Here is a 26,416-nt window from a genome sequence, read left to right as displayed (position 1 = left end):
GGCACTATGTTTAAAACTCAAATTGAAATCGGCATTCCAAATGAATTACCAATGCATCCAGGTATTGACCCAACTGTGCCGCATGCTCCAAAGCGAATTATTGATACGATCTTAAATACAGATGAAAAAAAGTTAGCGATACGCAATAGCCTTCGATATTTTCCTGCAAAACAGCATCCTATTTTAGCAGCGGAATTTAAACAGGAATTAAATGAATTTGGTAGAATTTATATGCACCGATTTCGACCTGATTATGAGATGTTTGCTCGTCCATTACAGGAATATCCATACAAGTCAAAACAAGCTGCAGCCATCATGTTGATGATTCAAAATAATTTGGATCCTAACATTGCAAAGTATCCACATGAATTAATAACATATGGCGGGAATGGTTCTGTGTTTCAAAACTGGGCACAGTATTTATTAACTATGAAATACCTCAGCCAGATGAATGATCATCAAACCTTAGTTTTGTATTCCGGACATCCGATGGGATTATTTCCATCCAATCCTGCTGCACCAAGAGTCGTTATTACAAATGGTATGATGATTCCAAATTACAGTAAAAAAGACGATTGGAATAAATATAATGCTTTAGGGGTTACACAATATGGGCAAATGACTGCTGGATCGTTTATGTATATTGGACCTCAAGGAATTGTTCATGGTACCACGATTACATTACTGAATGCCGGTAGAAAAATAAATAAAGGTTCAGATAGTTTAAGTGGACAACTATTTATAACTTCTGGATTGGGGGGTATGTCTGGAGCTCAGGCAATTGCTGCTGTGATTACTGGTGCTACGTGTATTTTAGCTGAAGTCGACCAGGATGCAATTGAACAACGATTAACAGATGGATATATTCATAGAGAACATATTTTTACTGACTTAAAGGAATTATTTAAGATTGCAACACAGTATGATGATACCACAAAAGGTATCGCATTGGTATATGCAGGCAATATAGTCGATCTGTGGGAATATGCTGCACAACAGAATATCTACATTCATTTGGGTTCAGATCAAACATCATTGCATAATATCGATGATCTTGGGTATTGTCCTGTAGGTTACAGCTTCTTGGAAGCCAAAGAATTGTTAGTACAAGACAAAAAGAAATTTATGCTTGAAGTAAGAGCCACGATCAGACGTCACGTGAATGCCATAAATAAATTGAATGAACGCGGTATGTATTTTTGGGATTATGGGAATGCTTTTTTAAAAGAAGCAGGTGAATCGGATGCTGATATATGGAAAGATAAACCGAATGGAACCTATAAATATGCATCTTATGTAGAAGACATTATGGGGCCTTTATGCTTTGATTATGGCTTTGGCCCATTTCGTTGGGTTTGTACTTCGGGATCATTAGAAGATCTTAATAAAACAGATGAAATTGCAACAAGAGTTATTGAACAATTAATTCCAAATTCAGAGGGAAATACAAAATCACAGTATCAGGATAATTTAAAATGGATCCAAAATGCCTCCAAAAATTTACCGATCGTTGGGAGTAAATCCAGAATTTTATACGCAGATGCAATCGGACGTGTAGAAATTGCATCCGCGTTTAATAAAGCTATAAAAAACGGAACGTTAGAAGGAACTGTTGTATTAGGAAGAGACCATCATGATGTTTCAGGTACAGACTCACCATATCGGGAAACTGCAAATATCTATGATGGTTCGAAGTTTACAGCAGATATGGCAATTCAAAATGTAATTGGTGATAGTTTTAGAGGCGCTACCTGGGTATCAATTCATAATGGTGGTGGCGTTGGTTGGGGTGAAGTGATCAATGGGGGCTTTGGAATGGTTTTAGATGGAACTGAAGAATCTGAAATAAAACTCCAGAGTATGCTCTCCTGGGATGTAAATAATGGAGTCGCACGCAGAGCCTGGGCACGCAATGAAGGTGCCATTATGAGCATTGAGAAGGCTATGCAAGCAGATCCTTTACTACATATTACTTTAGCCTCTTTGGTTGAAGATTCCATCATAGAGAAGCTTTTTATTGAATAAAGAAAGGGACAAAATTCAGCTATAAGTTGCCATTATAAGCGATGTGTACTGTAACTATAGCTTCAGTCAAAAAACGATTAGCAATCCTTTGAATCAAGTCATAAATACGCCAAAAGTGATTCGGATGTCTACTCGACCCATTTATTTAAAATCAAAATAGGAACCTTAATATTTAAAAACTTCAGAAAGTATTTATGAAATAATATCGTTTAAATCTTAGACTTAGAATCACATTATAATTATTATTAATTTATAAACAATTGAATTATAATAATATATATTTTTATTTTTTGTTTTAGATCGTTTTGAATTTAAACTCTCAAAAAATATTTTCAATCCATTCTAATATTGTCCAAACTTGTAATATCTTTCGAGCCTTAAAAGCTTACGCATATGATGAATGAAACAGTAGCAACTATTATGGTTCGGGAAGTAATCACTGTCTCTCCTGATGATAGTTTGCAAAAAGTTAAAGAATTATTGATCAATAACCGGATTCACCATGTACCTGTTGTAGAAAAAGATGGTAAATTAGTTGGAATTGTTACTACCTATGACTTATTTAAGTTAGGTGTAGACCATAAAGATTATCCTAACACCAGAGTTGCAAATGTAATGACCAAGATTTTAGCAACTGTTGAATCAACCGACAAAGTTGGTACTGCTGCTGAAGTGTTTATGGAACATTTATTTCATGCTTTGCCAGTAGTTGAAGAAGGAAAATTAATTGGTATCGTGACATCCTTTGATGTTTTACGATATGAATACCACAAAGAATATCCAAAAAGATATTAAAAATTTATAATGGGCATTCAGCTATTGTTTAAATCGGCTGTTCGTTCATAGATTTGTATTGAATATTAATCAAGCTTAACATGTCCGGTTCCCAGGTATTCGTTTATTTATTTTTTGGGATATTAGTTTTGGCTTCTCTTATTGTTTCTTGGGTTTTTACATCCAGGGCAACCAGAGAATCTAAAACGGTCTTAAAGGAAAAAGAGGAATTAAAAATTCTCTATGACCAAATTCGAAAAGATAAATTTGAACTGGAAGAAAAAATAAACCAGGCACAGGGTCACGAAAGAACCTATAAAGTGGCCTATGAAGATTGGAAATCTAAGTACAGTCTGCTGGAAGAAAATTATCTTAAATTAAAGAAAGATCAGGATATTAAATCCCCTGAATTTATTCATGAATTAGAAATTTTACAAAAAGAACGCAATCATCTAGAAATTAAAAATACTGCGCAATTCGAAAAAATTCAAGAACTCGAAATACTATTATCCAATCTAAGATCATCTAAACATTCTGATAATACTTCTAACGATTCTAAAATTGTTGCTGAATTAAAATCTGTATTAGACCAACATCTTGCCATTATAAGCAATATCATTGGAGATGAAAAAATGGAGCAATACACCCAAAAAGCAATTCCTGCTGATCCTTTAAATCTTATCAAAGGAATCGACGATGAGATCGCTTATAAACTTCAAACTAAAGGAATCCGCAGTTTTGAACAAATTATGCAAACATCAAAGCGAGATCTAAAAAAATGGATGCTTGAATTTGAGGATATCGATGATAAAATAATCGAGTCCTGGCCATATCAGGCTGAAGCAATACTGAATGTTAAGTCATTAAATGCCAAAGCAGAAATTGCTTAAAATAAACCTAAAATAAATTCTGATTTCGCGGTTTCAAAGGTAATTTTAGATTTGAATTAACTTTTCTTCCTGTAATTCCAAACCGCCCATGGTATTAATACGATGGCCATACCCAATACCGATAAAAGATGAGGTAAAATATCCTTAAATCCGCTACCCTTCATAATAACCATTCGCATCACTTGCACAAAATATGCAATCGGATTTAACTTCGTTATGAATTGCGCCCATTTAGGCATACTGTCTATAGACGTGTATAATCCACTCAATAAAACAAAAATCATCATAATGAAAAATGAAATCAACATGGCTTGTTGTTGCGTATGGGCAATCGTAGAAATCAATAAACCCAAACCAAGAATTGCAAGTAAATATACGGATGAAAACAAATAAATCAAACTTATATGGCCTACCGGAATGATACCATATACTAACCAAGCTACCATTAAACCTATAGATAAAACAACCTGTCCTAAAATCCAAAAAGGAATCAGTTTTCCAATAATAAAATGGTGCTTCCGAATCGGAGAAACATTAATCTGTTCGATGGTACCTATTTCCTTTTCTTTTACAAGATTTAAAGCCGACATATTAGCTCCAATCATGGTAAGAAGAATAACCAAAATACCAGGTACCATAAATTGTTTATAATTCATAAAAGGATTGTACCAATACGAATGATCAATTTGGATTATTGGTACTGGTTTAAATTTTGGAAACTGAACCCATTTTGTTCTTATTTCTTGATTAAAATCTTTTAGAATTGTCAATAAGTATTGCGCCCCTAAGCTGGCACGTTGACCATTCACCGCATTTACAGAAGCTGAAATTGTGATTTCATCTTCACGGATTAATGTCTTTTCAAATCCTACTGGAATTTCCAATAGGATATCAGCCTTATCTTTATCTAATGCCTCCATTCCTGATTTATAAGAATGTCCTATTCCCGCCAATTGAATATAACCACTCGAAGTGATTTTTTGAATCATTTGACTGCTATAGCTGGAATGATCAAAATCTATAATAAATAATTGTATATTCTTTACTTCATAATTTGCTGCCATGGGTAATAAGATCAATTGAATGATCGGCATTATTAAGAGCATCTGAATATTTGCTTTGTCCCGAAAAAACTGACTAAATTCTTTTTGTATGATAAAATAAATGGTTCGCATAATTCTATAAGACCAGGCGTTTATCAAAATTTCGAATACTCACAACAAACATAAAAACGGTAATGCCAATTAATATAAGGGTTTCCTTCCAAACAGCGTAAAACCCTAATCCCTTTATCATCACTGATTTAACAATATAAAAAAACCATTTGGATGGTAAAATATTTGAAATTAATTGCAAGGGTACCGGCATGTTATCTACTGGAAACATAAACCCACTAAACATGAGGGTAGGCATAAACAAACCTACCAAAGTACCAAACATTGCAGCGGTTTGAGTAGTCGTTACAGAAGATACAAACATTCCAAGCGCGAGTGAAGTGATAATAAATAATGTGCTCTCCCCCAATAACAAAACAAGACTGCCTTTAATTGGAACGTCTAAAACAAAATAACTAAGTAATAAAATACTGCAAATATTAATAAATGATAAAATTAAATAAGGAATTGTTTTCGATATAATAACTAAAGCAGGCTTAATAGGTGAAACTAAAAGTATTTCCATAGTACCTAATTCTTTTTCCCGTACGATTGCAACTGAAGTCATAAGTGAACAAATCAATAATAACACCATCGCCATCACACCAGGTACAAAATTATAGGCTGCCTTTAATTGCGGATTATAAATCATACGCACTTCTGCTTTTATTCGCAAAGGAAGTTTCGTTGTACCGAGTAATTCATTCTGATAATCATTAATAATAGAAGAACAATAATTTACAAGAGTCGTTCCAACATTAGGATCTGAGGCATCTGAAATGAGCTGGATGCTTGCTTCATGCTGATTTAATAACTTTTCTGAAAATGCAGGTTCAAAGACAAGCACCAATCGAACGTTCCCTTTTTTAAACACTGCATCAATTTCAAGATCAGAATCTAAATTCTCAACAATTTCAAAATAATTGCTAGCTTCTATCTTCTGTATCAAATACTGACTTACTGCATCGTTTGAATGATCTAATATAGCAATTTTTGAATTTTTTACTTCATTCGAAAGTGCAAATCCGAAAATCAATATTTGAGCAACAGGCATTCCAAATAAAATAAATAAGGTGCGCCTATCTCTCAGGATATGCAACCATTCTTTCTTGACAAAAATTAAAAACTGCTTCATCAATTATTGAATTTCACTTCGAAATGCTCGCCTTGCCAAACCTAAAAATACAGCTTCCATTGTGTTTGCATTCTGTTGTTGCTTTAACTCTTGTGGGGAGCCTAATGCTTCTATTTTACCATCTACCATAATCGTCAATCGATTACAATACTCTGCTTCATCCATATAATGTGTAGTCACAAATATGGTGGTGCCTCTCGAAGCAGATTCCATAATTAATTCCCAAAATTCTCTCCTGGTAATTGGATCAACTCCACCAGTAGGTTCATCTAAAAAAACAAGGGGTGGATTATGAAAAATGGAAATGCTAAATGCTAACTTTTGTTTCCATCCTAATGGCAAAGATTTCACCAACTGATTCTTTTCAGATTCCAATTGAAATAAACTTAATATTTCTTGTGTTTTATTCTTTATTTCAGCATTGGACATACCATAAATACCTCCATAAAATCGCATGTTTTCAAGTATGGTTAAATCTTCATATAATGAAAACCTTTGACTCATATATCCAATATTCTTTTTAATCTTTTCAGCATCCTTATAAACATCAAAACCAATCACCCGGGCTGCTCCAGAAGTAGGCTTTGAAAGTCCGGAAAGCATCCGGATTGCAGTTGTTTTACCGGCTCCATTGGCTCCTAAAAAACCGAAAATTTCTCCTTTTATTACAGAAAAATTAATATGATCTACTGCCACAAAATCTCCAAATTGCTTTGTTAGACCAGAAGCTTCGATAATATATTCCTGGCTCATGTTGATTTCATTAATTGAATAAAACAATCTTCAATTCCTGGATGAATTCGCAATACTTTAAGATTGGTATGCGATTTACCTTCCAAATACTTTACACAATGCGTTTCCATGTCATCAGATGTCTTAAAAATAACATGGCAACTATCCCCAAATGCAAATGAAGATTGAACCCATTCCCAATTTTTTAAGTCACTCAATAATTGATACATTTGATCCGAATGTATGCTCCATAATTGTCCGGTAAAATCTAATTGAATTTGTTTTGGAGTATTTATTTTTAAAATATGCCCATGTTGAATTAAAGCGATTCGATCACATAAAGAAGCTTCATCCATATAAGGAGTAGAAACAAAAATTGTAATACCCTGTTTCTGTAATGCTTTTAACATATCCCAAAATTCTTTGCGTGAAACGGCATCAACACCTGTTGTCGGCTCATCTAAAAACAGTATGGTTGGTTTATGAATTAAGGCACAAGAAAGGGCTAGCTTTTGTTTCATTCCACCGGATAACTTTCCTGCCCTTCTATCTTTAAATGGTTCAATTTGCTCATAAATATCCTTGATTAAATGATAATTCTCCTCCATTGAGGTACTAAACACGGAAGCAAAAAATTGAAGATTTTCTTCGACTGTGAGATCCTGATACAAAGAAAATCTGCCCGGCATATAGCCTATTCTCTTTCGAATTAATTCAAAATCATGAACTACATTTAATCCATCTACAAATGCAGTTCCAGAATCTGCCAAAATAAGTGTTGTTAAAATTCTTATCAAACTAGTTTTACCAGCACCATCTGGACCAATAAGTCCAAAAATTTCTGCCTTTTGAACTGCCAAATTAATATCGTTTAATGCAATGGTCTTCTGCTTTTTATTCAGATATGATTTTGATAATTGGGAGATCTCAATGGCTGTCATGAATTTTTAGAATTGCACTTCTCCATACATGCCCAACTTCAAAAAACCATCATTCACAACTTTTATTTTAATAGCATAGACAAGATTTGAGCGTTCTTCTTTAGTTTGTATAGTTTTAGGGGTGAATTCCGCTTGATCACTGATCCAAATGATCTGTCCTTTGTATTCTTTATCTTCATCATCCCCATATTCTACATGTAAGCTAACTTCTTGATTCAACTTAACTTTACTTAACTGGCTACCATTAATGTATGCACGCAAATTCAACTTACTTAAATCAGCAATTTTGTAAATCGCCTTTCCAGGAGTGACCACCTCTCCCGCATGCATATAAATAGTCAATATATTTCCACTTAATGGATTTATAATTTTCGACTTGTTTAAATAATCTTCTGCCATTTCTTTTCGCTTCTCAAGGGGCCCCTCTTCACTGGATATGCCTGCATTCTGAGCAGCAATTAAGGCTCTTTGAGAAACGATTTGTTGCCTGGTCACTAATACCTGACTTTCGGCAGCTTTAAGTTGCTGGCTAATGATGTCAAGCTGAGAATTGGCATCATCTAATTGCTTACCTGGTGCTGCTTCTGCCTTAACCAGCTTTTCCAATCGACTTTTTTCCCGTTTTGCGCTATTTAATTGCAACTGGAATACACGGATCTGTTCCTGTTGTGCTTTCACTTGTGATTCCAGAATTCTAATCTGGGGTAAACTTGGTATTGATTTAGATTCCACTGCTTTAATCGAAGATTCTAATTGCTCCTTTTGTAAAGTGTATTGCATTGGATCAATGTTCCCAACAACAGAATCCTTTTTTATCAAGGAGCCTTCTTCGATATTCAAATTCAAAATTCTACCTGTTACTTCAGCAGATACTATAATTTCATCAGATTCAAATACTCCACTGGCATCATACTTAAAACCATTTCGCTTACATGAAAACGTTAGAAAACAGAAGGCCAAACTAAAAATAATAAAATCTCTTATGTTCATAATTTGATACCAGAATGATAATAATGCAAATATTGTGCTTGTAAAAATTGAATTTGATGCACTGTCTGATTTGTTCGTGCTTGTTCTTCTGCATTCAGTTCCCGAATATAATCACTTACAGTAATCACTCCACTCTCCCATTGAACTTTAGCAGCAACTTTAATTTTAGTTCTCAGTTCTACTAATTCCAAATCTGACTTTAAAAGTATTTCGAATTTATGAATTTCTTCTTCTTGCTGCAATAAATTTAATCGGGTATTAAAAAGAAACGTTTCTTTTTGTAAAGCTGCAATATTTTTATTTAGAATTGAGATTTGATAGTCATTTTTAAAACTATACAATGATGAAAAATTCCAATTCAATCGGATGCCTGCAACATAATATGCTTGAAACTCATTTTTAAGAAAATTCAATGCAGGATTAGCATATCCTATTTGTCCAAATAAACTCAATTTCGGGATTACTTTTGATCGACTAAGCCTCCATTGGTTTTCAACAAATACAACTTGTTGGTCACTTAACCATAATTCTGATCGGTCAATTTTTTGCCTTAAACTCCGCTCTTTTGGCACAATGAATGCCGTATTGATTGGAAGCTCTTTATTAATAAATTGGCCTAACAATTTTAGCATTTGATTTTGCTGGGACTCCAATTCGATACGCTTTTGTCTTGCTTTGATAGACTCTGCTTGCAGCTGATACAGCGTACTTGAAGCTATAATTTGAGATTCCAATGCAGCTTCTGCTTTTTTAATTTGGGCAATCAAATCCTTGTCTATTAGATCTACAATCTGCAGCTGCTCCTGAATCAAGATACTCCCAAAATAGAGTTGAAGTATTCGATCGTTAATTTTATAAAATTCAACTTCCAGTTTAAGAATTTCCAGTTTTGTGTTTGACCGGACTAAATTTTTTTGTGCAATAATACTGCCTCCAGCATACACAAGCTGTCCAAAATCTGCATAAAATTTATACTGCTCTTTGGAAGGAGGTTCCGGTAAGTTTATACCTGGAATCGCTATTTTAAAACCTGTGACATCTGATTGATAACTCGCTTGTCCGGTAACATTAATTTGAGGGAACCAGGCAGTAGCAATGTTGGATAATGAAAATGATTCCGTACTTTTTACAAGGTCTAATTGTTTAATCATAGGATAATTGTTTTGAGCCCAAATCAAACAAGAATCCAGTGTGATACTTTCCTTTTGACAATATAGGATTTGAAAATCGAAAACAATTAAAAATAAAAATGAATAAATCCTAAACATAAATACCATGTAATGCCTTACAATTTAAATACAAAACGCTAACGATTTTAAATCCCTATAGTAACATCTTAAGCATGAATAGGTTCAGTTTATAAAATAGAATGTATGTATGCGAAATTAGGCTACACCTAATTTATAATAATAAGTAAAAACCATCGAATTTATCAATCACCTGGAGTTCACTAAGAAGCTTACTCCAACTGCAATAAAATCTTGTGATGAACTCAAACAAACTAAAATGGAATCACAATCGTTCATTCAAATTAAAAACCTAATAATGATATATGCATATTTATCAATTCAATATCGTGTTCTGTTTACTTGAATCCTGTGCCATCATAAGTAATATTTGCAAATGCATTCCAGCTGTTATGGAATCAAGTTTTACTAAACCTCTTTCAAAGTCTGGACCTATCTGTTTATCCATATCCATAAACATCATCATGGGTCTCATTAAAAAAGGAATATCCCCTTCGTCTGACCAGGTAATATTTGTTTTACCTGGATCCACAGCACTCAATAAAAAAGTACCCTTTGAGCTCATTTCAAAGGGAACCTTAAATGTAAGTTTATAATTCAATCCATTGGGTGGATCAGCTTCTGTTATTTCAATTTGTCCTGTACCTGTTAGATCTTTATCTCCCACCCATTTCATAATAGAGGCTTTTTCTCCATCCTTACCTTCGTATGTGTTTTGAACACTTGGGTCTCTTTCTACCCAAGGAGACCAGCTATCCCAATTCCGTAGGATACCAACTTGATTATAGACTAATTTTTGAGGCGCATTAATAATTGATTTTCGCTCGACTTTGTAGTTTGACTTGGCAATGAATGCACTTATCAGGTAAAGTGTTACCAAGATTCCAATGATTTTTAGAAGATTTGCAAACATTCGTTGAATAATTTAATAGTTTAAATAAATAGCATTAAAGATCATTCGAAGTTCCCTTAATATTGGATGTGTCCAACAATCTAGAATACAAATTTAAAAAGAAATACGTATCAAAGTTGGAATCCATATTAAAAAAAGATCTCCGTCCGAAGCCTGCAAAAAGAGTCCAGTCTCCTGGAGAATAACCCAGGGTATATATTAAATTTAAAAACAATTCTTAAAAGCAATTCATGGATTGCACAAGAATTCAGTAAGCTTAATTCTGCTGACAAAAAATTCGGGAGACTTCCAGTTGTCTGATAAAAAAAGTAAGTTCATAAATAATATCAGAATGATTCCAATGGATATTGACATATTCAAAATTTTATAAGATATATACAATCTTTGATTTACCAGATTAGATAAATTAATTGAATCCATGTTCTTATAATTAATGCTGCGCTTAAATTATATTTTGAAAAAATTTAATTTGTATATTGAAAATATTGAGAGTCGTAAAATTAATAAAATTTAGTAAGAGATAAATTGAATACGTTTAGCATTCAATAAATATAAATCAATTCATTCGATAGAAATGTTTACATTTATTCTTTTTTAAATTAAACTCAACAAATATGACAAAAATGCTTTTTCTGTTTCTCGCCTTAAACTTGATAACAGATGGCCTACTGGCCCAAACAACCCCAAGTAAACCAGCTTATGGCATGTACAACAATATGCTGGTCAAACCGAAAAGAGGCCATGAAAAACAATTTGAACAAGGTGTCAAAGCACATAACGCAATGTTTCATGCATCGGGTCCATCAAAAGCTACTTTAGCCGTAATTACGGAAGGTGCAAATAGCGATGGATGGTATATTTGGTCAATGGGTCCTTTAACCTATACAGATATGGACCATATTCCACAAGGTGAGCCTAAACATGATGAAGACTGGGATAAAAATGTTGATGTCCATGTTGAAGAATATGGAGAATCCAATTTATGGAAATTAAATGAGGATGTTTCTTATACACCAGCAAATTACAATCCTTCACATTTGGATGTTTGGGTAGTTGATATTAAACCTGGTATGCGTTATCAATTTGCAGAATTAATGAAAAAAAATAAAGCAGTTTGGGAAGCAAAAAAATATCCATTTTCTTCTAGAGTGTTTTATAACGACCTTTGGAGTAGCAAAGGAAAAGATGCAGCTATTGTATTTAGCTTTGATCATTATGCTGATTTTGATATGGATATTAAATTCAAAGAAAACTTTGAATCTGTTCATGGTGCAGGATCTTATGATAATTTTTGGAAAAGCTGGAATGAATGTGTATTAAATGTGGATGAACATCTTCGGAAGTTTATTAAATAATTTGATATAGATTTTACTTTACAGAAAACAAAAAGTAAAATAATTAAAAATACCTAAAATCTTTGAATCGTATTTCAGTTTAAGATTTTAGGTATTTTTTTTTTTAAAAGCGAATGCATAAAACACTAAAAACAATATTCTCCTGCCGTTATTAGTTTTGTTGCAATCATACGTCGGTGTTCTTTTACGTTAACAGGATCATATCTTGCAAACCGTTTCATGCCAAGCAGCATAATTCTTAACTCATCGCCCGTTGCAAAAGAAGCTAAAGCATCTTGACCATTTTTCGCAAGTCTACTTTGAGCATCCCAAAAATAAACATGCATCATAGATTCAAACTCCAAAAGATGTGCAGTATTGTTTTTCTCCTTTAATTTTTGAACCCGCAATAAAATGGATTCTGATAAATACAGATCAATAATCATATCTGCAATATTCATTAATATTTCCTGTTGGACTTTTAAATCATGTTTGCCATCCATTTGATATTTAACAGCAGCACCTGCTACCATTAAAACCATTTTTCTAAAATCTTTGATGGTTCTTCTTTCAAGACCATAATCTCCTTCCGGAATTTGCATATTTGGAAGTCCTGTTAATTCTTTTTGAACATCCCAAGCAGGGCCAACTAGATCTAATGCACCTTTCATAGTTCTCCTCAAAATCATGTTGATGATTAGCATTCGATTTATTTCATTGGTGCCTTCATAAATTCGATTAATTCTTGCATCCCGATATGCACGTGCTGCTGGATATTCTTCACTATAACCATAACCTCCGTGAATTTGAATAAGCTCATCCACTATATAATCAATAACTTCTGAACCACTTATTTTAATAATAGCGCATTCGACAGCATATTCTTCAGCTGACTCCAGCATCGCGATTGAATATTCATTGCCAGATTTTAGCTCTTCATTCTTTTTATCTTCCATGAGATCCGCAACGCGATACACAGTAGATTCTAATGCAAATGTTCGGATTGCAGATTCTGCTAATTTATATTGAATTGCACCATAACTAGAAATTGGCTGACCAAACTGAATTCTTTCATTTGCATATTGGATGCCAATACCGATGGATTTTTTAGCTCCCCCCATACACATAGCACCCAATTTATAACGTCCTATATTGAGCACATTAAAGGCTATCAAATGGCCTTTTCCAATTTGGCCAAGAATATTGCCAGCTGGAACTTTTACATTTTCAAAATACACTTGACGGGTAGATGATCCTTTAATCCCTAATTTGTTTTCTTCCTCCCCAAGACTTATACCTTGTGAATTTCGTTCAACAACAAAACCCGTAAATTTATTTCCATCTATTTGGGCAAAAACAATAAAAAGATCTGCAAATCCTGCATTTGAAATCCAAATTTTTTGACCTGTTATAAAATAATACAAACCATCCGGACTTAATACAGCTTGTGTTTTTGCAGAGAGGGCATCGGAACCTGATCCAGGTTCTGTAAGGCAATACGCTGCCTTAAGTTGCCCATTGCACATTCCAGGCAAATACCGCTTTTTCAATTCCTCTGAACCAAAATATAAGATGGGCAACATTCCAATTCCTGTATGTGCAGCCAATGAAGTATTAAAACTCGCCTCACCCCTTCCTAATTCTTCCGAGATCAAAGTATTACTAAAAGTGTCTAAGGGAGCACCGCCATAAATTTCAGGTATATGTGCGCCTAGAAGACCCAATTCAGCGGCTTGCATCAAAAGTCCAACTTGCTCACTTAGGATGTTTCCTTTTGGCCAGATCTCATGTTCAACAAAATCTCTTACAGATTGCCGTATCATTTGTTGATCATCCGATAAGTCTTCCGGGGTAAAATTTAATAGATAATCGGTGTCTTTAATTAAAAATTCACCACCTTTTAAAATTTGGGAATTCATCCTTTTGGTTTTAATCAATTAAAAAATAGAACTTAAAAGCATTCTCCTTATTAGAACACCAGGAAAGATTAAATAGATTAAAATGAGAACGAGAATTGAAAATAAAACTATACGAATTCTCTGTATTTCTTTTGATTGTATATCATTTGCACAAATGAACCTTGCAGAAACTCATGGGTATCTATCTGAGATTGTAATAACGGCCCTTTATATTTTCCACTCAATAACATTCTTGCCGCTTCTAACATGGGTGCAGCCGTTGCCGTCTGAATTGCTTTTAATTTATGACTTCCAACATAGGAAGGCTCAATTCTAAGGCTTCGCTCTTTAATTCTCAATATGCCTTGTTGATCTTTACCTAATACGCTTATATATAATATGATAATATCATCTTCTGAATGCGGAATTTGCTGGCTCATACGATCTAATAAAGCCAATTCCATATTTGAATGCTGACCAATCTCTTCTAATTGCTTGCGAACCCATCCATAATGCCCAGGATATCGAATCGTTTTATAATCGAGTGCATTTACTTTACCAGCAAAATAATCTGGTAAGTCTGCAGCACCTCCACTGGTATAATCGTCTTCATAATGAATCCCGTCAATGATTATAGATCTTGTATCTGATAAAGAGGGAATACTTGTTTTAACCCCATCCTTAATTACAATAGCTTCTTTAACATATTCTGTCGCAACACCAATAGGGCTCCAGGTAAAACCATAAAAATGTGGATCTTTGGTGATTTTTGTCAAAGCACCAACTTTCATAGAAATTTTCTCAATATTCAGATCTCCAAATTCAGAGACAAACTCCTTGTATAAATGGTTAGCTAGTATATTGACATAGCCTGGTGCAAGTCCGGATTGCAAAATAAAGCCAGTATCTGCATCTTTTGCCAATTCAAGAATTTGATTGGTTTCGTCTACATATTCCGTAAGATTAACATAATGCAGGTGATATTGCTTTGCAAAACGAGCCATTCTTGGAGCTTCAGAACCAGGTAAACAATCTAAAAGTATATCAGCAGATTTAAAAACATAGTCCATATGCTCTGTTACTGCGCCTGGAATTAATTCAAAGGTTTCAATATTTACTAAACTTGAAGCCCCTTTTTGAATCCAATCAGAAGTTTGGATAGCAACCTCATTATAGATATCTCCAATAAAAAGTTCACAATCAAAATCAGGTTGCTCAGCCATGATTAAGCCTGCAGCACGACCAATCCCCCCTGCCCCCGCAATAATCACTTTATGTTTTATATACATGGCTAAAAATAAATTTATTCCTGCAAAATTAAGACTTGAAGCAATAAAGCAGCATAGAACCTAAAAATTAACATATAAATCGCATTGATAACACATAGTATTACATATTATATATTTAATATATATAATATAGTAAATACATATTATTGTTTATTATAATATTTAAAATGCAGGTTTATAATGATAAATAAATAATAATTTTGAATAATATATCAAATAGTTATACATTAGCGTCTGAATTAATATATAATCTACTATTTTTTATGGCGCGGTCGAAAAAGAGCAAACTGTCCGCCGGGGACGCTTTTGTCCTTTGGCTAAAAGATGAAAGACTTTCTAAAATTCTTGCCATCTTATGTTTTATGATGGCTCTATTCATCTTAATTTCTTCTATTTCCTATTTCTTTACCTGGAAAGCAGATCAGGATAAAATATTAAACTATTCCTGGAAAATTTTATTCAATCCTAAAGTTGTAATTACAAATTGGCTTGGCAAATTAGGTGCTCTATCCTCCCATATTTTATTCTATTATGGTTTTGGACTAGCTGCAATTTTGTTTATACCAGTCTTGATTCATCTGGGATTTCGCTTCTTACACCGCGGAGGATGGCTTTCCTTTTTACGATTTACGACCCATTCTATGGTGATCATGTCATTACTTTCCATGATCTTTTATTATATTTTTCAAACCCTGAATTTTCCTTATGGTGGTGCTTTTGGCGCTCGTAATTGTGAATGGATAGAAGGTTTTATGGGCCCTATCGGCGCTGGATTAAGCCTGATTTTTGGATTAATTGCCCTGCTTGTTTGGTATTATAATCCTTCCATGCAGACCTTTCAAGCGGATGCTGTTGGACATACCGCAGCTTCTTCTCTATGGAATGCTGAATGGTTTAATTTAAAAAATGCATTTCATTCCTTTACACAAACTGACAAACCATCACCTGAACAGTTTCTAAAAACTACTGCGAATCCGATTCCTCAGCAAAAACCAATCATGGTTGATTGGAGCGATTATCCTGAAAGTGATGATTTATTAGCATCCTTAGCTCCAAAAGAAGTTAAAACTAAAGTTCAACCTACTTTAGAAATTATTGAAGACCCAGAAGCAGCCTATATCCCACCTGCTTTTCAAAATACAGAACAAAGCGATCATCAGTATTCCCATCAAGCCGTCTCCGAAGAGGAAGACGGCTGGGAAGCTGAGACAGGAGCTGACTATGATCCAAAAGCAAATCTTTCTTCCTATAAAGCACCTGGGCTTGAGTTATTACATGATTATGCCGATCAAAAATTTGAAATTGATAGAGATGAATTAGAAACTAACAAAAACCTAATAATAGCTACACTTCAACATTATAAAATAGAAATCCAAAAAATAAAAGCAACCATTGGTCCTACTGTAACACTTTATGAAATTGTCCCTGCACCGGGAGTCCGTATATCCAGAATTAAAAGCCTTGAAGATGATATCGCCTTAAGTTTATCAGCACAAGGCATTCGAATTATCGCACCCATACCAGGAAAAGGAACCATAGGGATTGAAGTTGCAAATAAAAACAGACAAACTGTTCCGCTAAAAGAATTACTTCGGTCTGAAAAGTTCAATGATCCAAAATTGGAATTGCCGATTGCCTTAGGTAAAAATATTTCCAATGAAGTCATTGTTGCTGATTTAACCAAAATGCCTCATTTGCTTATTGCAGGAGCTACCGGTCAAGGAAAATCAGTTGGCATCAATGCGATCTTAATGTCCCTACTCTATCGCAAACATCCGGCAGAAGTAAAACTTGTATTAATTGATCCGAAAAAAGTCGAACTGCCAATTTATTCTGTAATTGCAAAACACTTTCTTGCTCAATTACCGAATTCAGATGAGTCGATAATTACCGATAATTCTAAAGTAATTTATACATTAAATTCATTGTGCATTGAAATGGATCAGCGCTATGAACTCTTAAAATTAGCAAGGGTTAGAAATATCTTAGAATACAATGATAAATTTACAAAACGCAAGTTGAATCCCGAAAAAGGACACAAATATTTACCCTACATTGTATTAGTCATCGATGAATTTGCAGATCTGATCATGACTGCCGGCAAGGAAGTTGAAATGCCATTAGGAAGATTAGCACAATTAGCGCGTGCCGTTGGAATTCATTTAATTATCGCTACTCAAAGACCTTCTGTAAAAATTATTACAGGATTGATCAAAGCAAACTTCCCAGGAAGAATTGCATTTAAAGTCTCTTCCAATATCGACTCCAGAACAATATTGGATTATGGTGGCGCTGAACGTTTAATTGGTCGTGGTGATATGCTTTTCAATGTTGGCTCAGATATGATTCGCTTACAATGTGCTTATGTAGATACTCCAGAAGTAGAACGCGTAATCAAACATATAGGTAATCAACAAAGCTATGGTATGCCATACTTCCTCCCAGAATACAAAGGGGATGAGGCCGATAATGGAGGTGCTATGATTGATTTTAGTGACTTGGATGAATTACTTTTTGAAGCTGCTCGATTGGTCGTGAGCTCGCAACATGGGAGTACCAGTATGATTCAACGCCGTTTAAAATTAGGCTATAACCGTGCAGGTCGAATTATGGACCAGCTCGAACAACTCGGTATTGTCAGCATGGGAGAAGGTAGTAAACCTAGAGAAGTGTTGGTCTTTACGGAAGTTGAATTGGAAAATATTCTATCTAAACTTAAAAAATAATAAACAGGTATGATTACTACACACACATGATACCTACATTTTGAATTCTATTTTGATTTTTACCAACTGAGATTGATAGTAGATTTTGCCCTTGCTGACCACAAGGGCTTTTTTTTTGCCTGAATCTTTCAAATCTTTGTTACCGTTGAGTTATTTAAATGAACTTAAAACTGCCAAATAAATTTTAAATAAAATATAATCTTTCGTCACACTCCTACCGCTTTTTAAATTTTATAAATCAATTTTCATGATACTCTTATCAAATCCTGTAATTTTGTTTTTCTTTAAATAATTCTTTCTATGCATATTCTAATAGCCAATACTGGAAAAATACCTGTGACCAAGTATGGCGGAACGGAACGTGTAATTTGGTATTTGGGAAAAGAATTATCCAAAATGGGTCATCAGATTAGCTTTCTGGTTGAAGAAAATTCAACTTGCGAATTTGCAGAAGTCCTTTATTTGGACAAAACAAAATCATTAAATCAACAAATTCCAAGACATATTGATTTTGTACATTTTAATTTTCAATTAAAAGAAAAAATTGATAAGCCCTATCTCGTTACAATGCATGGAAATCCACATCCATCTGAAATTCTTGATAAAAACACAGTGTTTGTTTCCAAAAATCATGCAGCAAGAAATCATTCAACACAATATGTATATAATGGATTAGATTGGGATGACTATGGAATTCCAGACTTAAATAATCAAAGAAACTATTTTCATTTTTTGGGAAACGCTTCATGGCGATTAAAAAATGTAAAAGGAGCTATTCAAATTATAAATAAAACCAAAGACGAACATTTGAAAGTATTAGGTGGGAATCGTCTTAATTTCAGAATGGGATTTCGGTTTACAATGAGCAATCGCGTATCATTTTGTGGCATGGTAGGTGGTAAAGAAAAAAATGAATTATTACAAGGATCCAAAGGGCTCATTTTTCCAGTGCTGTGGGATGAACCATTTGGTTTGGCGATTATTGAAAGTCTGTATTTCGGCTGCCCGGTATTTGGAACTCCACGAGGCTCCTTGCCAGAAATAGTCAACGATAAAATAGGATTCCTTTCTGCTGATCTTAATGCTTTATCGGATGCTCTTGAACGTTCCAATCAATATTCAAGGGAAGCTTGTCATGAATATGCAACAAGCAAATTTAACTCAAAAATTATGGCAACTTCTTATCTTGAAAAATACAAATTGATCTTAAGCCAAAACAATTTAACAACCGAATAATTGGAACCTTCCAATGAAGCTGAAAATAAAATTGCAATCCTGCATCTATTCAAATTAAAATAAGTTAAAACTTTCCTAACTATTTACTCTACAATTAATTTGCGAATCTGCATGGTCTCCCCTTTTAGGGTCATCATTTCCAATAGATAAACACCAGGATTTAAATTCGACTTTTCAATTGTGGTTTGATTTCCTGTAAATGTTTTTGTCCAAATTTCTCTGTAATTAAGATCCATACATTTAAGTATAAAGGTTTCATTCAGGGTGGTTCCCAGGATTTTAACTTTGGAAACTCCTGTTATAGGATTTGGAGAAATATCAAAATCAAATGGATGAGTGTTATTCAATTCAGTTGATCTAACTGGAATCGGAACCCCAATGGTATGAAAATCTGTATTTGTTTTTACGGCATCATTAAAGTCGAAGAAAATATTTGCATTATTCAAAATTTTAGTTCCATTTGCTATTTTTGACAAGGGTTGTATACGATACTGAATAAACCCATGAGAAGCTTTCTCATGAATACTGGAGTCTGGAAGCAAAATATTTGAAAATGAAAATATCAATGTACCCAAAGGATCGATTGTGACACTATAGGGATGAGAAGAGGCTCCTAAAATTAATGAAGTCAAATCCAATTGCTTTATAGGAAGTTCATTTTTGATTCTAATATTAAATGCAGTATCTGTCCCTGTATTTTGAAAACGGATTATGTATTCAATGTCCTGAGATACATCAATATATTTTTTATCAGTGATTCCCAATGGGTAACCGGTAATATCATTTGGATCAAAACTACCTCGATTTGCTTGACAAAATTTTGAGATATAGGGTTCTTCTTCATCTAAATTTGAAATTCTAAAACCAGCAGCTCCGGGTACTGGATTTTGTGCACAAGAAATTATTTCAGTACTTGACAATTTATTATAAGGATATGCATCATCTTGCTCCGCAATAAACAATACGCGGGCTCTACTAGGTATAACTTTAATAAACTCTTGTCCGGCTGTTAGAAAGAACACACCCGTTTCGAATGCTTGAATATTCGAACTGGAATTACTTTGGTCAATTATTGAATATTTTTTCGCAGAGACCATGGATGCATTTCCAATATTTCTTATAATCAACTGCGTAGAATCACCCAGGCAATTGGCCGTAGTTTGAATATGTGCATTCGCTGAATTAAGGCAAGAAGTATCGGGATAAATATGCGCCTCAACACAATGTATCTGCCCTAATCTGGCATTACATGAAACCTTTATCGTAATCTTAAAGAATCCAGAAAAACCTTCCGCTACATCTCCTAGATTAAAGCGATATGAATTGCCAATTTGACTTGTAATTGGTTTTGTTGAGCCTACAAATTCAAATAAGGAATCAAGCTGAATATCTATATAGGCATCTTTTGCAACTTGCGTACCTGTATTTGAATAATAAACATAAATGTCAGAATCAAAACATCTTCTTAAAATGGGAGCCTGAATATCAAGTTCCATAAAAGGACACAGGCTATTTATTTGAAGTCCGAGATATAAAGTATCTGCAAAATTGTAAGTCGAACTAACAACTGTTTTTACACAACTTTTCCAGGTATTGTTATTTGATGGAACCTGAATCGTATAATCCCCTTGTTCTATTGGTAATCGAAAATCACCATTAGCATCTGAATATGAAAATACGTTTTGTGATCCTTTACTTGCAGTAATAATTCGCTTTTTAAGATTAGATTCTCCAGCTTCTTTTGTGCAATTCTTATTCTCATCAGAAAAAACATTTCCTGTTAAAATCCGATTTGAACTCGTAGAAATTTTAGTTCTATATAAACCATCTTCATGGGTAAGCAGATATAATTTTTGCAGGGGTGATAAATCCAGATTTGTGAAACTATGAATACCATCCAAATAAACTTGAAAGCTATTTCCAAAATCTGCAGAACGGTAGATTTCTCCGGTAAGGCTTCCTACAAATAATTGATCTATATTATTGCATGCTTGGCCTGTGGCCGGTTCGATGATAATTGCATTTGGATCTTGAATGGAAATTAATTCCCAGGTGATGCCACGATCAATACTTTGAATTAATTTCCAAGCTTTATCAAAAAAATAAATATACGCATTCGAAAATCCATTTCCTATTATTCTGCTGGTATTATGATGTGTTAATGGCATAATAAAATTCCATGAATTTCCATTGTCACCAGATCTTTTAATACCATCCTTTGTGATGACTACCATAGATCCATCTGCAAAAGAGTATAAATCCTCAACATCACTTAAAGTGTTCAATTCCCAGTTTTTACCCAAATCCAGGGATCGATATAAAAAAGCCCCTTCCATAGAAAATAAAGTTCTTGTTTTGGGATTAAAAAAAAGTTTATTAACCAAAGTTTGTGTCCCATTAATTTTAACTTGAATTGCTTGACTTTTTACATCTTTAAAATAAAGCAGTTTGTCCAAATCTTTAAAGAAAAAATCGCTCCCTATTAAAACAATCCGATCTGTTTTTGGTGATATAGCCTGAGATTGAGAAGAAATGACAAATGACCAATTCAAACCCGAATCATCAGAATAAAATAAACCATCGTGGGTAAGGACCAGTAATTTAGTTTCTGAGAAAAATTCTATTTCCAGAATGGATGCATAATTCATACCTTGTGCAGAAAAATACCAATTCGATAAATTGTCAGACTGGTATAAACTTCCTGTTAATTTATGACCAAAAACGGAACCACTACTTATTGCAGAAATTGTGTAAAAATTATTTTGAACACTTCCATTTGGAGGAATTTTAGACCAAGTATCTCCATTATTCAAAGAATAATAAGATAGTAGGTTTTTACTTGCATATAATGTACCATTTGGTTCCAAGGCTATATCAACAATGGATGAAGCGCCTGAAGTAAATTCTGTTCTTAGTATTAAGTTACCATTCGTATCAAGTTTCCAAAAATAAGCTTGTGCACCAATGTAAATAAAACCATTAGATGAAACCTCTAATTCCTTTTCCTTCTCAAAACCAAATGTATCCTCAAATAACAATCCCCAAGTGATACCAAAGTCATTTGAAACATATAATTTATTAAAATTAATTGCATAGACTTGATTTGTGTGTTTATTATAAAAAAACCGATCCATATTTATTAATGGAAAGGAGACCCAGTTTAGTCCGTTGTTGGAAGATTGATACACCTTATCTTCCTGAGCTATTAGTAAAACTCCATTGGGTAAAGCTTGCACTGTTCTAATGGGGTTTGTATTAGGTGATTTAATAGTCCCCCAGGATTGTCCATTATTAACAGAAGTATAAATTTTGTCGTTTAAAGCGCCATAAAGATTACCATCAAGGCCTACGACAATGGGGTCATAGGAAGTTTTCATAGGCGAATTCGGCATTCGATTCCAATAAGAGCCTCCATTTACGGACCTGTATATCACTAAATTATCATCCGTATCATAATAAAATTGAAATAAATTCCCACTTTTTCCTTCATAAACTTTTGCACCTCCTCCGTAAGGACCATTCAATTTTTCATAAATCTGGGCATGCAGAACCTGGCTAAAAATGAAACCTATAAAGGTAAAAATCAAAACGTGTTTAAAATTGATTCTCATAATAAAGGGTATTAAAGGTGATAGTATTAAAAAAATTCAAATATAAAATTAATGGAACTTGGGAATATTCGCAAAAAAAATCAACTTATTTAACACATTATAATAAATCATAATATATCAATTCTCAATCTTTCGCTAGCACATAAATTTGAATAATCAGGGTTTTCCCTGATAAAATACATTAAATCAATCAGGGTAAACCCTGATTTTTTAAAATAAAAGATTAAAAAATTGGAATCCAGAGATTTGCCTTCTACTTTTATTCCGGCAATTTAAAAGTTGATTGCCAAAATCAAACAAAATGAACTACAAATTAATTACAGGGATAATTTGTATGGGGCTTTTTGTGGATTTGCTTTATTCACAAAAAGTGATCCTCGGAGGTCCTAATTCAAATTCAATTTCGGTTATTTCAAGTGATAACTGGAAACCATCGAATCGAAAAGATTCCACTTCAGCTTTTGCTACCATCAATGGCGATGGAATGATTTTCGATCAAATAAACGCTAGTCGTTTTCTTTACCAAGCTACCCTAGGGTCAAATCTTGCCGAAATCAAAAAAGTAGCAGGGATGGATTTTGGGAATTGGATTGATACCCAAATTAAAAGCACTCCTACATCTTATTTAAAAGAAACCGAAGCTGTTTTCAAAGAAGTTGTCGATTGGCATTTTGCCACTGGAGGGGATTCTGCCAACATCGTATCAATGCCAAATTGGATTCATTTCCAATACGCTTGGTGGACTGCCCACATGAATAATCAAGACAAATTAAGACAGCGAATTGCATTGGCTTTGAGTGAAATCTATGTTGTTTCTTTTGATTCTGGTTTGGATGGCTTTGGTGCCGGATTAGCTAGTTATTATGACATCTTTACGAAACATGCTTTCGGTAATGTAAAGGATATTTTATTGGATGTTACACTACATCCTTGTATGGGTTTTTATTTAAGTCATTTAAATAACCCGAAAACAGATACCATAGAAAATACTAAACCAGACGAAAATTATGCCCGAGAAATTATGCAATTATTTAGTATTGGGCTCAATGAATTGAATTCTGATGGAAGTATAAAATTGGACAATCAAGGGCAAGCGATACCTACTTACACACAATTAGATATAAAGGAATTTGCAAAAATATTTACGGGATTAGGGATTTCTAAAGTGGTTCCCAATATGTACACAGATACCGCTGTTTTTGGAATGGGCATTTATTTGGCAGATATGACTGCTCCCATGAAAATGTATGAATATTATCATGAACCTGGAAAAAAATATCTTTTAAATGGAGCCATAATTCCAGAAGGTCAATCCGGAATGAGAGATGTTCGGGATGCTGTAGAAGTACTTTTCCAACATCCTAATGTAGGTCCGTTTTTTAGTAAACAGCTTATACAAAGGCTTATTAAATCGAATCCAAGTCCAGCTTATATTAATCGAATTTCCAGGGTTTTTGATAACGATGGTAAAGGTGTGCGCGGTAATTTAGCAGCTATCATTAAGGCTATTTTATTAGATCCTGAAGCTAGAGATTGTGATTGGATGATGGATGAACACAATGGCCAATTACGTGAACCATTTCTTAGGTATTCTCATTTTGCAGCTGCCATGGATGTTGAACAATATTATGGCAGATACTGGAATATTGGATATGATTTTTTTAATAATACAGGTCAGTTACCATTATTAGCTCCTTCTGTTTTTAATTTCTTTTCACCCTTTTACAGACCAAAGGGAGAATTGGATAAAAATGGTTTGGTAGGACCAGAATTTCAAATTCACAATTCAAGAACGAGCATCGGTTATTTAAATCAAGTGAATAATTGGTCCGTTTATGATTATGTTATGTATAGTTGGGAACGAGATGATCCATATGCAATTTTAAATTTAAATGAATTAGAAGCGCTGGCTCAAGATCCAGAAATACTTGTAAATCGTTTGGATATCTTACTTACACATGGAACTTTAAGCGACCGCACGAGAGGCATAATTAAAGAAACAATGGGTAAATTCATTTTCGGTAATTACCGGGAAGAGCGTGTTCGAATGGCACTTTATCTAATTATGATTTCACCTGATTACGCAATCTTTAAATAAACATCAAATGACTATCAATAAAATATCCAGAAGAAAATTTGTAGGTCAATTAAGTTGCGCTGCATTAGGGTATACTTCTATCATGAATTCATTAATCCATTTAAAAGGCATCAATGCGCTTACCGCTGCGAATTCCATGATGGACCCACAATACAAAGCCTTAGTTTGTTTAATGCTTTCCGGCGGCAATGATTCCTATAATATGCTCGTGCCAATGGGGAATAAAGAATATACGGATTATGCTAAAATACGATCTAACCTGGCCATCCCAAAAACTGAATTATTACCTATTACAGTAAATAATTCACCAGGTAGAACATTTGGCATTCATCCCTCTATGAAACACGCCCAAAAATTATTTGAAGATGGAAAATTAACCTTTATTTCTAATGTTGGAACCTTGTTGGAACCAACTACTAAAGATGAACTTTATAATGGCACTGTAAAAGTTCCATTAGGTCTTTTATCACATTCAGATCAATATCAACAATGGCAATCTTCGGTTTCAGATAAACGATCAAATCTAGGATGGGGCGGTAAAATGGCTGATTTAATGCGCGATATGAATCAAGCTACAGAAATCTCTATGAATATTTCATTGGCGGGTACAAACTTATTTCAATCTGGTGTTGAAACCATTGAGTTTGTAATCGACCCTCGAAATGGAAGTCTTGGAATTAGTGGGTACAGACCAGATAATACCTATGACAACTTTAATATTGCACGTACCCATGCAATTGATACGATGTTGGATCATAACTACCAGGATATTTTTCAAAAAACCTATGTGGATGTTATAAGAAGTTCAAGAGATGGACATTTGAAATTTACAGATGCACTCGATAATGCGCCTATTATAAATACGCAGTTTTCTGACAATGATATTTCTCAGGCATTTAAAATGGTAGCTCGTACAATTTCTGCACATGAAGATTTAAAATTCAAACGCCAGATATTTTTTATTAATTTTTCTGGTTGGGATCATCATGATGAAGTATTGAATAATCAAAATGAAATGTTAGGTATAGTAGATACTGCTATTTCAGAATTTAATACTGCATTGGAAGAGTTAAATCTTTCAAATCAGGTAACTACTTTTTCCTCTTCTGAATTTGGTCGATCTTTAATTTCAAATGGCAATGGTACAGATCATGCCTGGGGTGGGAATGTGTTTGTTATGGGGGGTGCTGTAAATGGAAAAAGACTCTATGGAAAATACCCATTATTAACCATGAACAATGATTTAAATATTTATGATGGCATTATGATTCCAACAACCTCGGTTGATCAATATTTCGCAGAAATAGCATTGTGGATGGGTGTTCAACCTTCTGATCTTAGTTATATGCTTCCTAATATTGGTAATTTTTATGATACAAAATCTGGAAAAGCTCCATTAGGTTTTTTAAAATTTTAAATTGCT

General features: G+C 33.9%; 18 protein-coding genes. 8 read left to right on the top strand and 10 right to left on the bottom strand.

Annotated features, from left to right (window positions below; translation table 11 throughout):
* The first annotated feature begins 6 nt into the window (after nucleotides 1–6).
* The 3 genes from IPO86_07665 to IPO86_07655 all read left to right on the top strand — a co-directional run bounded on the left by IPO86_07665 (nucleotide 7) and on the right by IPO86_07655 (nucleotide 3,689).
* Entirely contained in the window at nucleotides 7–2,025 is a 2,019-nt protein-coding gene (locus tag IPO86_07665) for a urocanate hydratase (protein ID MBK9727977.1), read from the top strand.
* 393 nt (nucleotides 2,026–2,418) lie between these two features.
* Entirely contained in the window at nucleotides 2,419–2,820 is a 402-nt protein-coding gene (locus IPO86_07660) for a CBS domain-containing protein (protein MBK9727976.1), read from the top strand.
* A gap of 80 nt (nucleotides 2,821–2,900) precedes the next feature.
* Entirely contained in the window at nucleotides 2,901–3,689 is a 789-nt protein-coding gene (locus IPO86_07655; protein ID MBK9727975.1) for a hypothetical protein, read from the top strand.
* A gap of 56 nt (nucleotides 3,690–3,745) precedes the next feature.
* On the opposite strand, the gene IPO86_07650 is transcribed toward IPO86_07655, so the two are convergent.
* The 7 genes from IPO86_07650 to IPO86_07620 all read right to left on the bottom strand — a co-directional run bounded on the left by IPO86_07650 (nucleotide 3,746) and on the right by IPO86_07620 (nucleotide 10,801).
* Entirely contained in the window at nucleotides 3,746–4,864 is a 1,119-nt protein-coding gene (locus IPO86_07650) for an ABC transporter permease (protein ID MBK9727974.1), read from the bottom strand.
* A 4-nt stretch (nucleotides 4,865–4,868) separates the two neighbouring features.
* Complete coding sequence (locus IPO86_07645) at nucleotides 4,869–5,978, bottom strand: ABC transporter permease (protein MBK9727973.1); 1,110 nt, start codon at nucleotides 5,976–5,978, stop codon at nucleotides 4,869–4,871.
* A gap of 3 nt (nucleotides 5,979–5,981) precedes the next feature.
* A complete protein-coding gene (locus tag IPO86_07640; protein ID MBK9727972.1) occupies nucleotides 5,982–6,731 on the bottom strand; it encodes an ABC transporter ATP-binding protein in 750 nt (249 codons plus the stop codon).
* The gene (locus IPO86_07635) at nucleotides 6,728–7,651 is read right to left on the bottom strand and encodes an ABC transporter ATP-binding protein (protein ID MBK9727971.1); all 924 of its coding nucleotides are present in this window, start codon (nucleotides 7,649–7,651) and stop codon (nucleotides 6,728–6,730) included. Before IPO86_07635 ends, IPO86_07640 begins: the two co-directional genes overlap by 4 nt.
* A gap of 6 nt (nucleotides 7,652–7,657) precedes the next feature.
* Nucleotides 7,658–8,641: an efflux RND transporter periplasmic adaptor subunit gene (locus IPO86_07630; protein ID MBK9727970.1), complete on the bottom strand. Its 984-nt coding sequence runs from the start codon at nucleotides 8,639–8,641 to the stop codon at nucleotides 7,658–7,660.
* A complete protein-coding gene (locus tag IPO86_07625) occupies nucleotides 8,638–9,792 on the bottom strand; it encodes a TolC family protein (GenBank protein ID MBK9727969.1) in 1,155 nt (384 codons plus the stop codon). Before IPO86_07625 ends, IPO86_07630 begins: the two co-directional genes overlap by 4 nt.
* A gap of 412 nt (nucleotides 9,793–10,204) precedes the next feature.
* Nucleotides 10,205–10,801: an SRPBCC family protein gene (locus IPO86_07620; protein ID MBK9727968.1), complete on the bottom strand. Its 597-nt coding sequence runs from the start codon at nucleotides 10,799–10,801 to the stop codon at nucleotides 10,205–10,207.
* Between the two features lie 623 nt (nucleotides 10,802–11,424).
* On the opposite strand from IPO86_07620, the gene IPO86_07615 reads away from it, so the two are divergent.
* On the top strand, nucleotides 11,425–12,156 hold the full coding sequence (locus tag IPO86_07615; protein ID MBK9727967.1) for a hypothetical protein: 732 nt from the start codon (nucleotides 11,425–11,427) through the stop codon (nucleotides 12,154–12,156).
* Nucleotides 12,157–12,281: 125 nt separating this feature from the next.
* Here IPO86_07615 and IPO86_07610 read toward each other — a convergent pair whose 3' ends face one another.
* Nucleotides 12,282–14,054 carry an acyl-CoA dehydrogenase family protein gene (locus IPO86_07610; protein ID MBK9727966.1) on the bottom strand — a complete coding sequence of 591 codons (1,773 nt, stop codon included), beginning with the start codon at nucleotides 14,052–14,054 and terminating at the stop codon, nucleotides 12,282–12,284.
* A 107-nt stretch (nucleotides 14,055–14,161) separates the two neighbouring features.
* Complete coding sequence (locus IPO86_07605) at nucleotides 14,162–15,322, bottom strand: saccharopine dehydrogenase NADP-binding domain-containing protein (protein MBK9727965.1); 1,161 nt, start codon at nucleotides 15,320–15,322, stop codon at nucleotides 14,162–14,164.
* A gap of 263 nt (nucleotides 15,323–15,585) precedes the next feature.
* Here IPO86_07605 and IPO86_07600 point away from each other — a divergent pair, with 263 nt between their 5' ends.
* Both IPO86_07600 and IPO86_07595 read left to right on the top strand, forming a co-directional pair.
* Complete coding sequence (locus tag IPO86_07600; GenBank protein MBK9727964.1) at nucleotides 15,586–18,048, top strand: DNA translocase FtsK; 2,463 nt, start codon at nucleotides 15,586–15,588, stop codon at nucleotides 18,046–18,048.
* Nucleotides 18,049–18,348: 300 nt separating this feature from the next.
* Nucleotides 18,349–19,284: a glycosyltransferase gene (locus IPO86_07595; protein MBK9727963.1), complete on the top strand. Its 936-nt coding sequence runs from the start codon at nucleotides 18,349–18,351 to the stop codon at nucleotides 19,282–19,284.
* Between the two features lie 83 nt (nucleotides 19,285–19,367).
* Here the strand turns inward: IPO86_07595 and IPO86_07590 are convergent, their stop codons facing one another.
* Nucleotides 19,368–22,895, bottom strand: coding sequence for a hypothetical protein (locus IPO86_07590; GenBank protein ID MBK9727962.1), 3,528 nt, complete (start codon nucleotides 22,893–22,895; stop codon nucleotides 19,368–19,370).
* Nucleotides 22,896–23,196: 301 nt separating this feature from the next.
* Between IPO86_07590 and IPO86_07585 the strand changes: the two genes are divergently transcribed.
* Together IPO86_07585 and IPO86_07580 are read left to right on the top strand one after the other, a co-directional pair.
* Complete coding sequence (locus IPO86_07585) at nucleotides 23,197–24,993, top strand: DUF1800 family protein (GenBank protein ID MBK9727961.1); 1,797 nt, start codon at nucleotides 23,197–23,199, stop codon at nucleotides 24,991–24,993.
* A 7-nt stretch (nucleotides 24,994–25,000) separates the two neighbouring features.
* Complete coding sequence (locus IPO86_07580; GenBank protein MBK9727960.1) at nucleotides 25,001–26,410, top strand: DUF1501 domain-containing protein; 1,410 nt, start codon at nucleotides 25,001–25,003, stop codon at nucleotides 26,408–26,410.
* Nucleotides 26,411–26,416 lie beyond the last annotated feature (6 nt).

It is taken from the genome of Saprospiraceae bacterium (genome assembly GCA_016717265.1).
GTDB lineage: Bacteria > Bacteroidota > Bacteroidia > Chitinophagales > Saprospiraceae > Vicinibacter.
The sequence above is the reverse complement of the archived record's forward strand: the minus strand, read 5'-3'. Positions and strand labels throughout refer to the sequence as shown.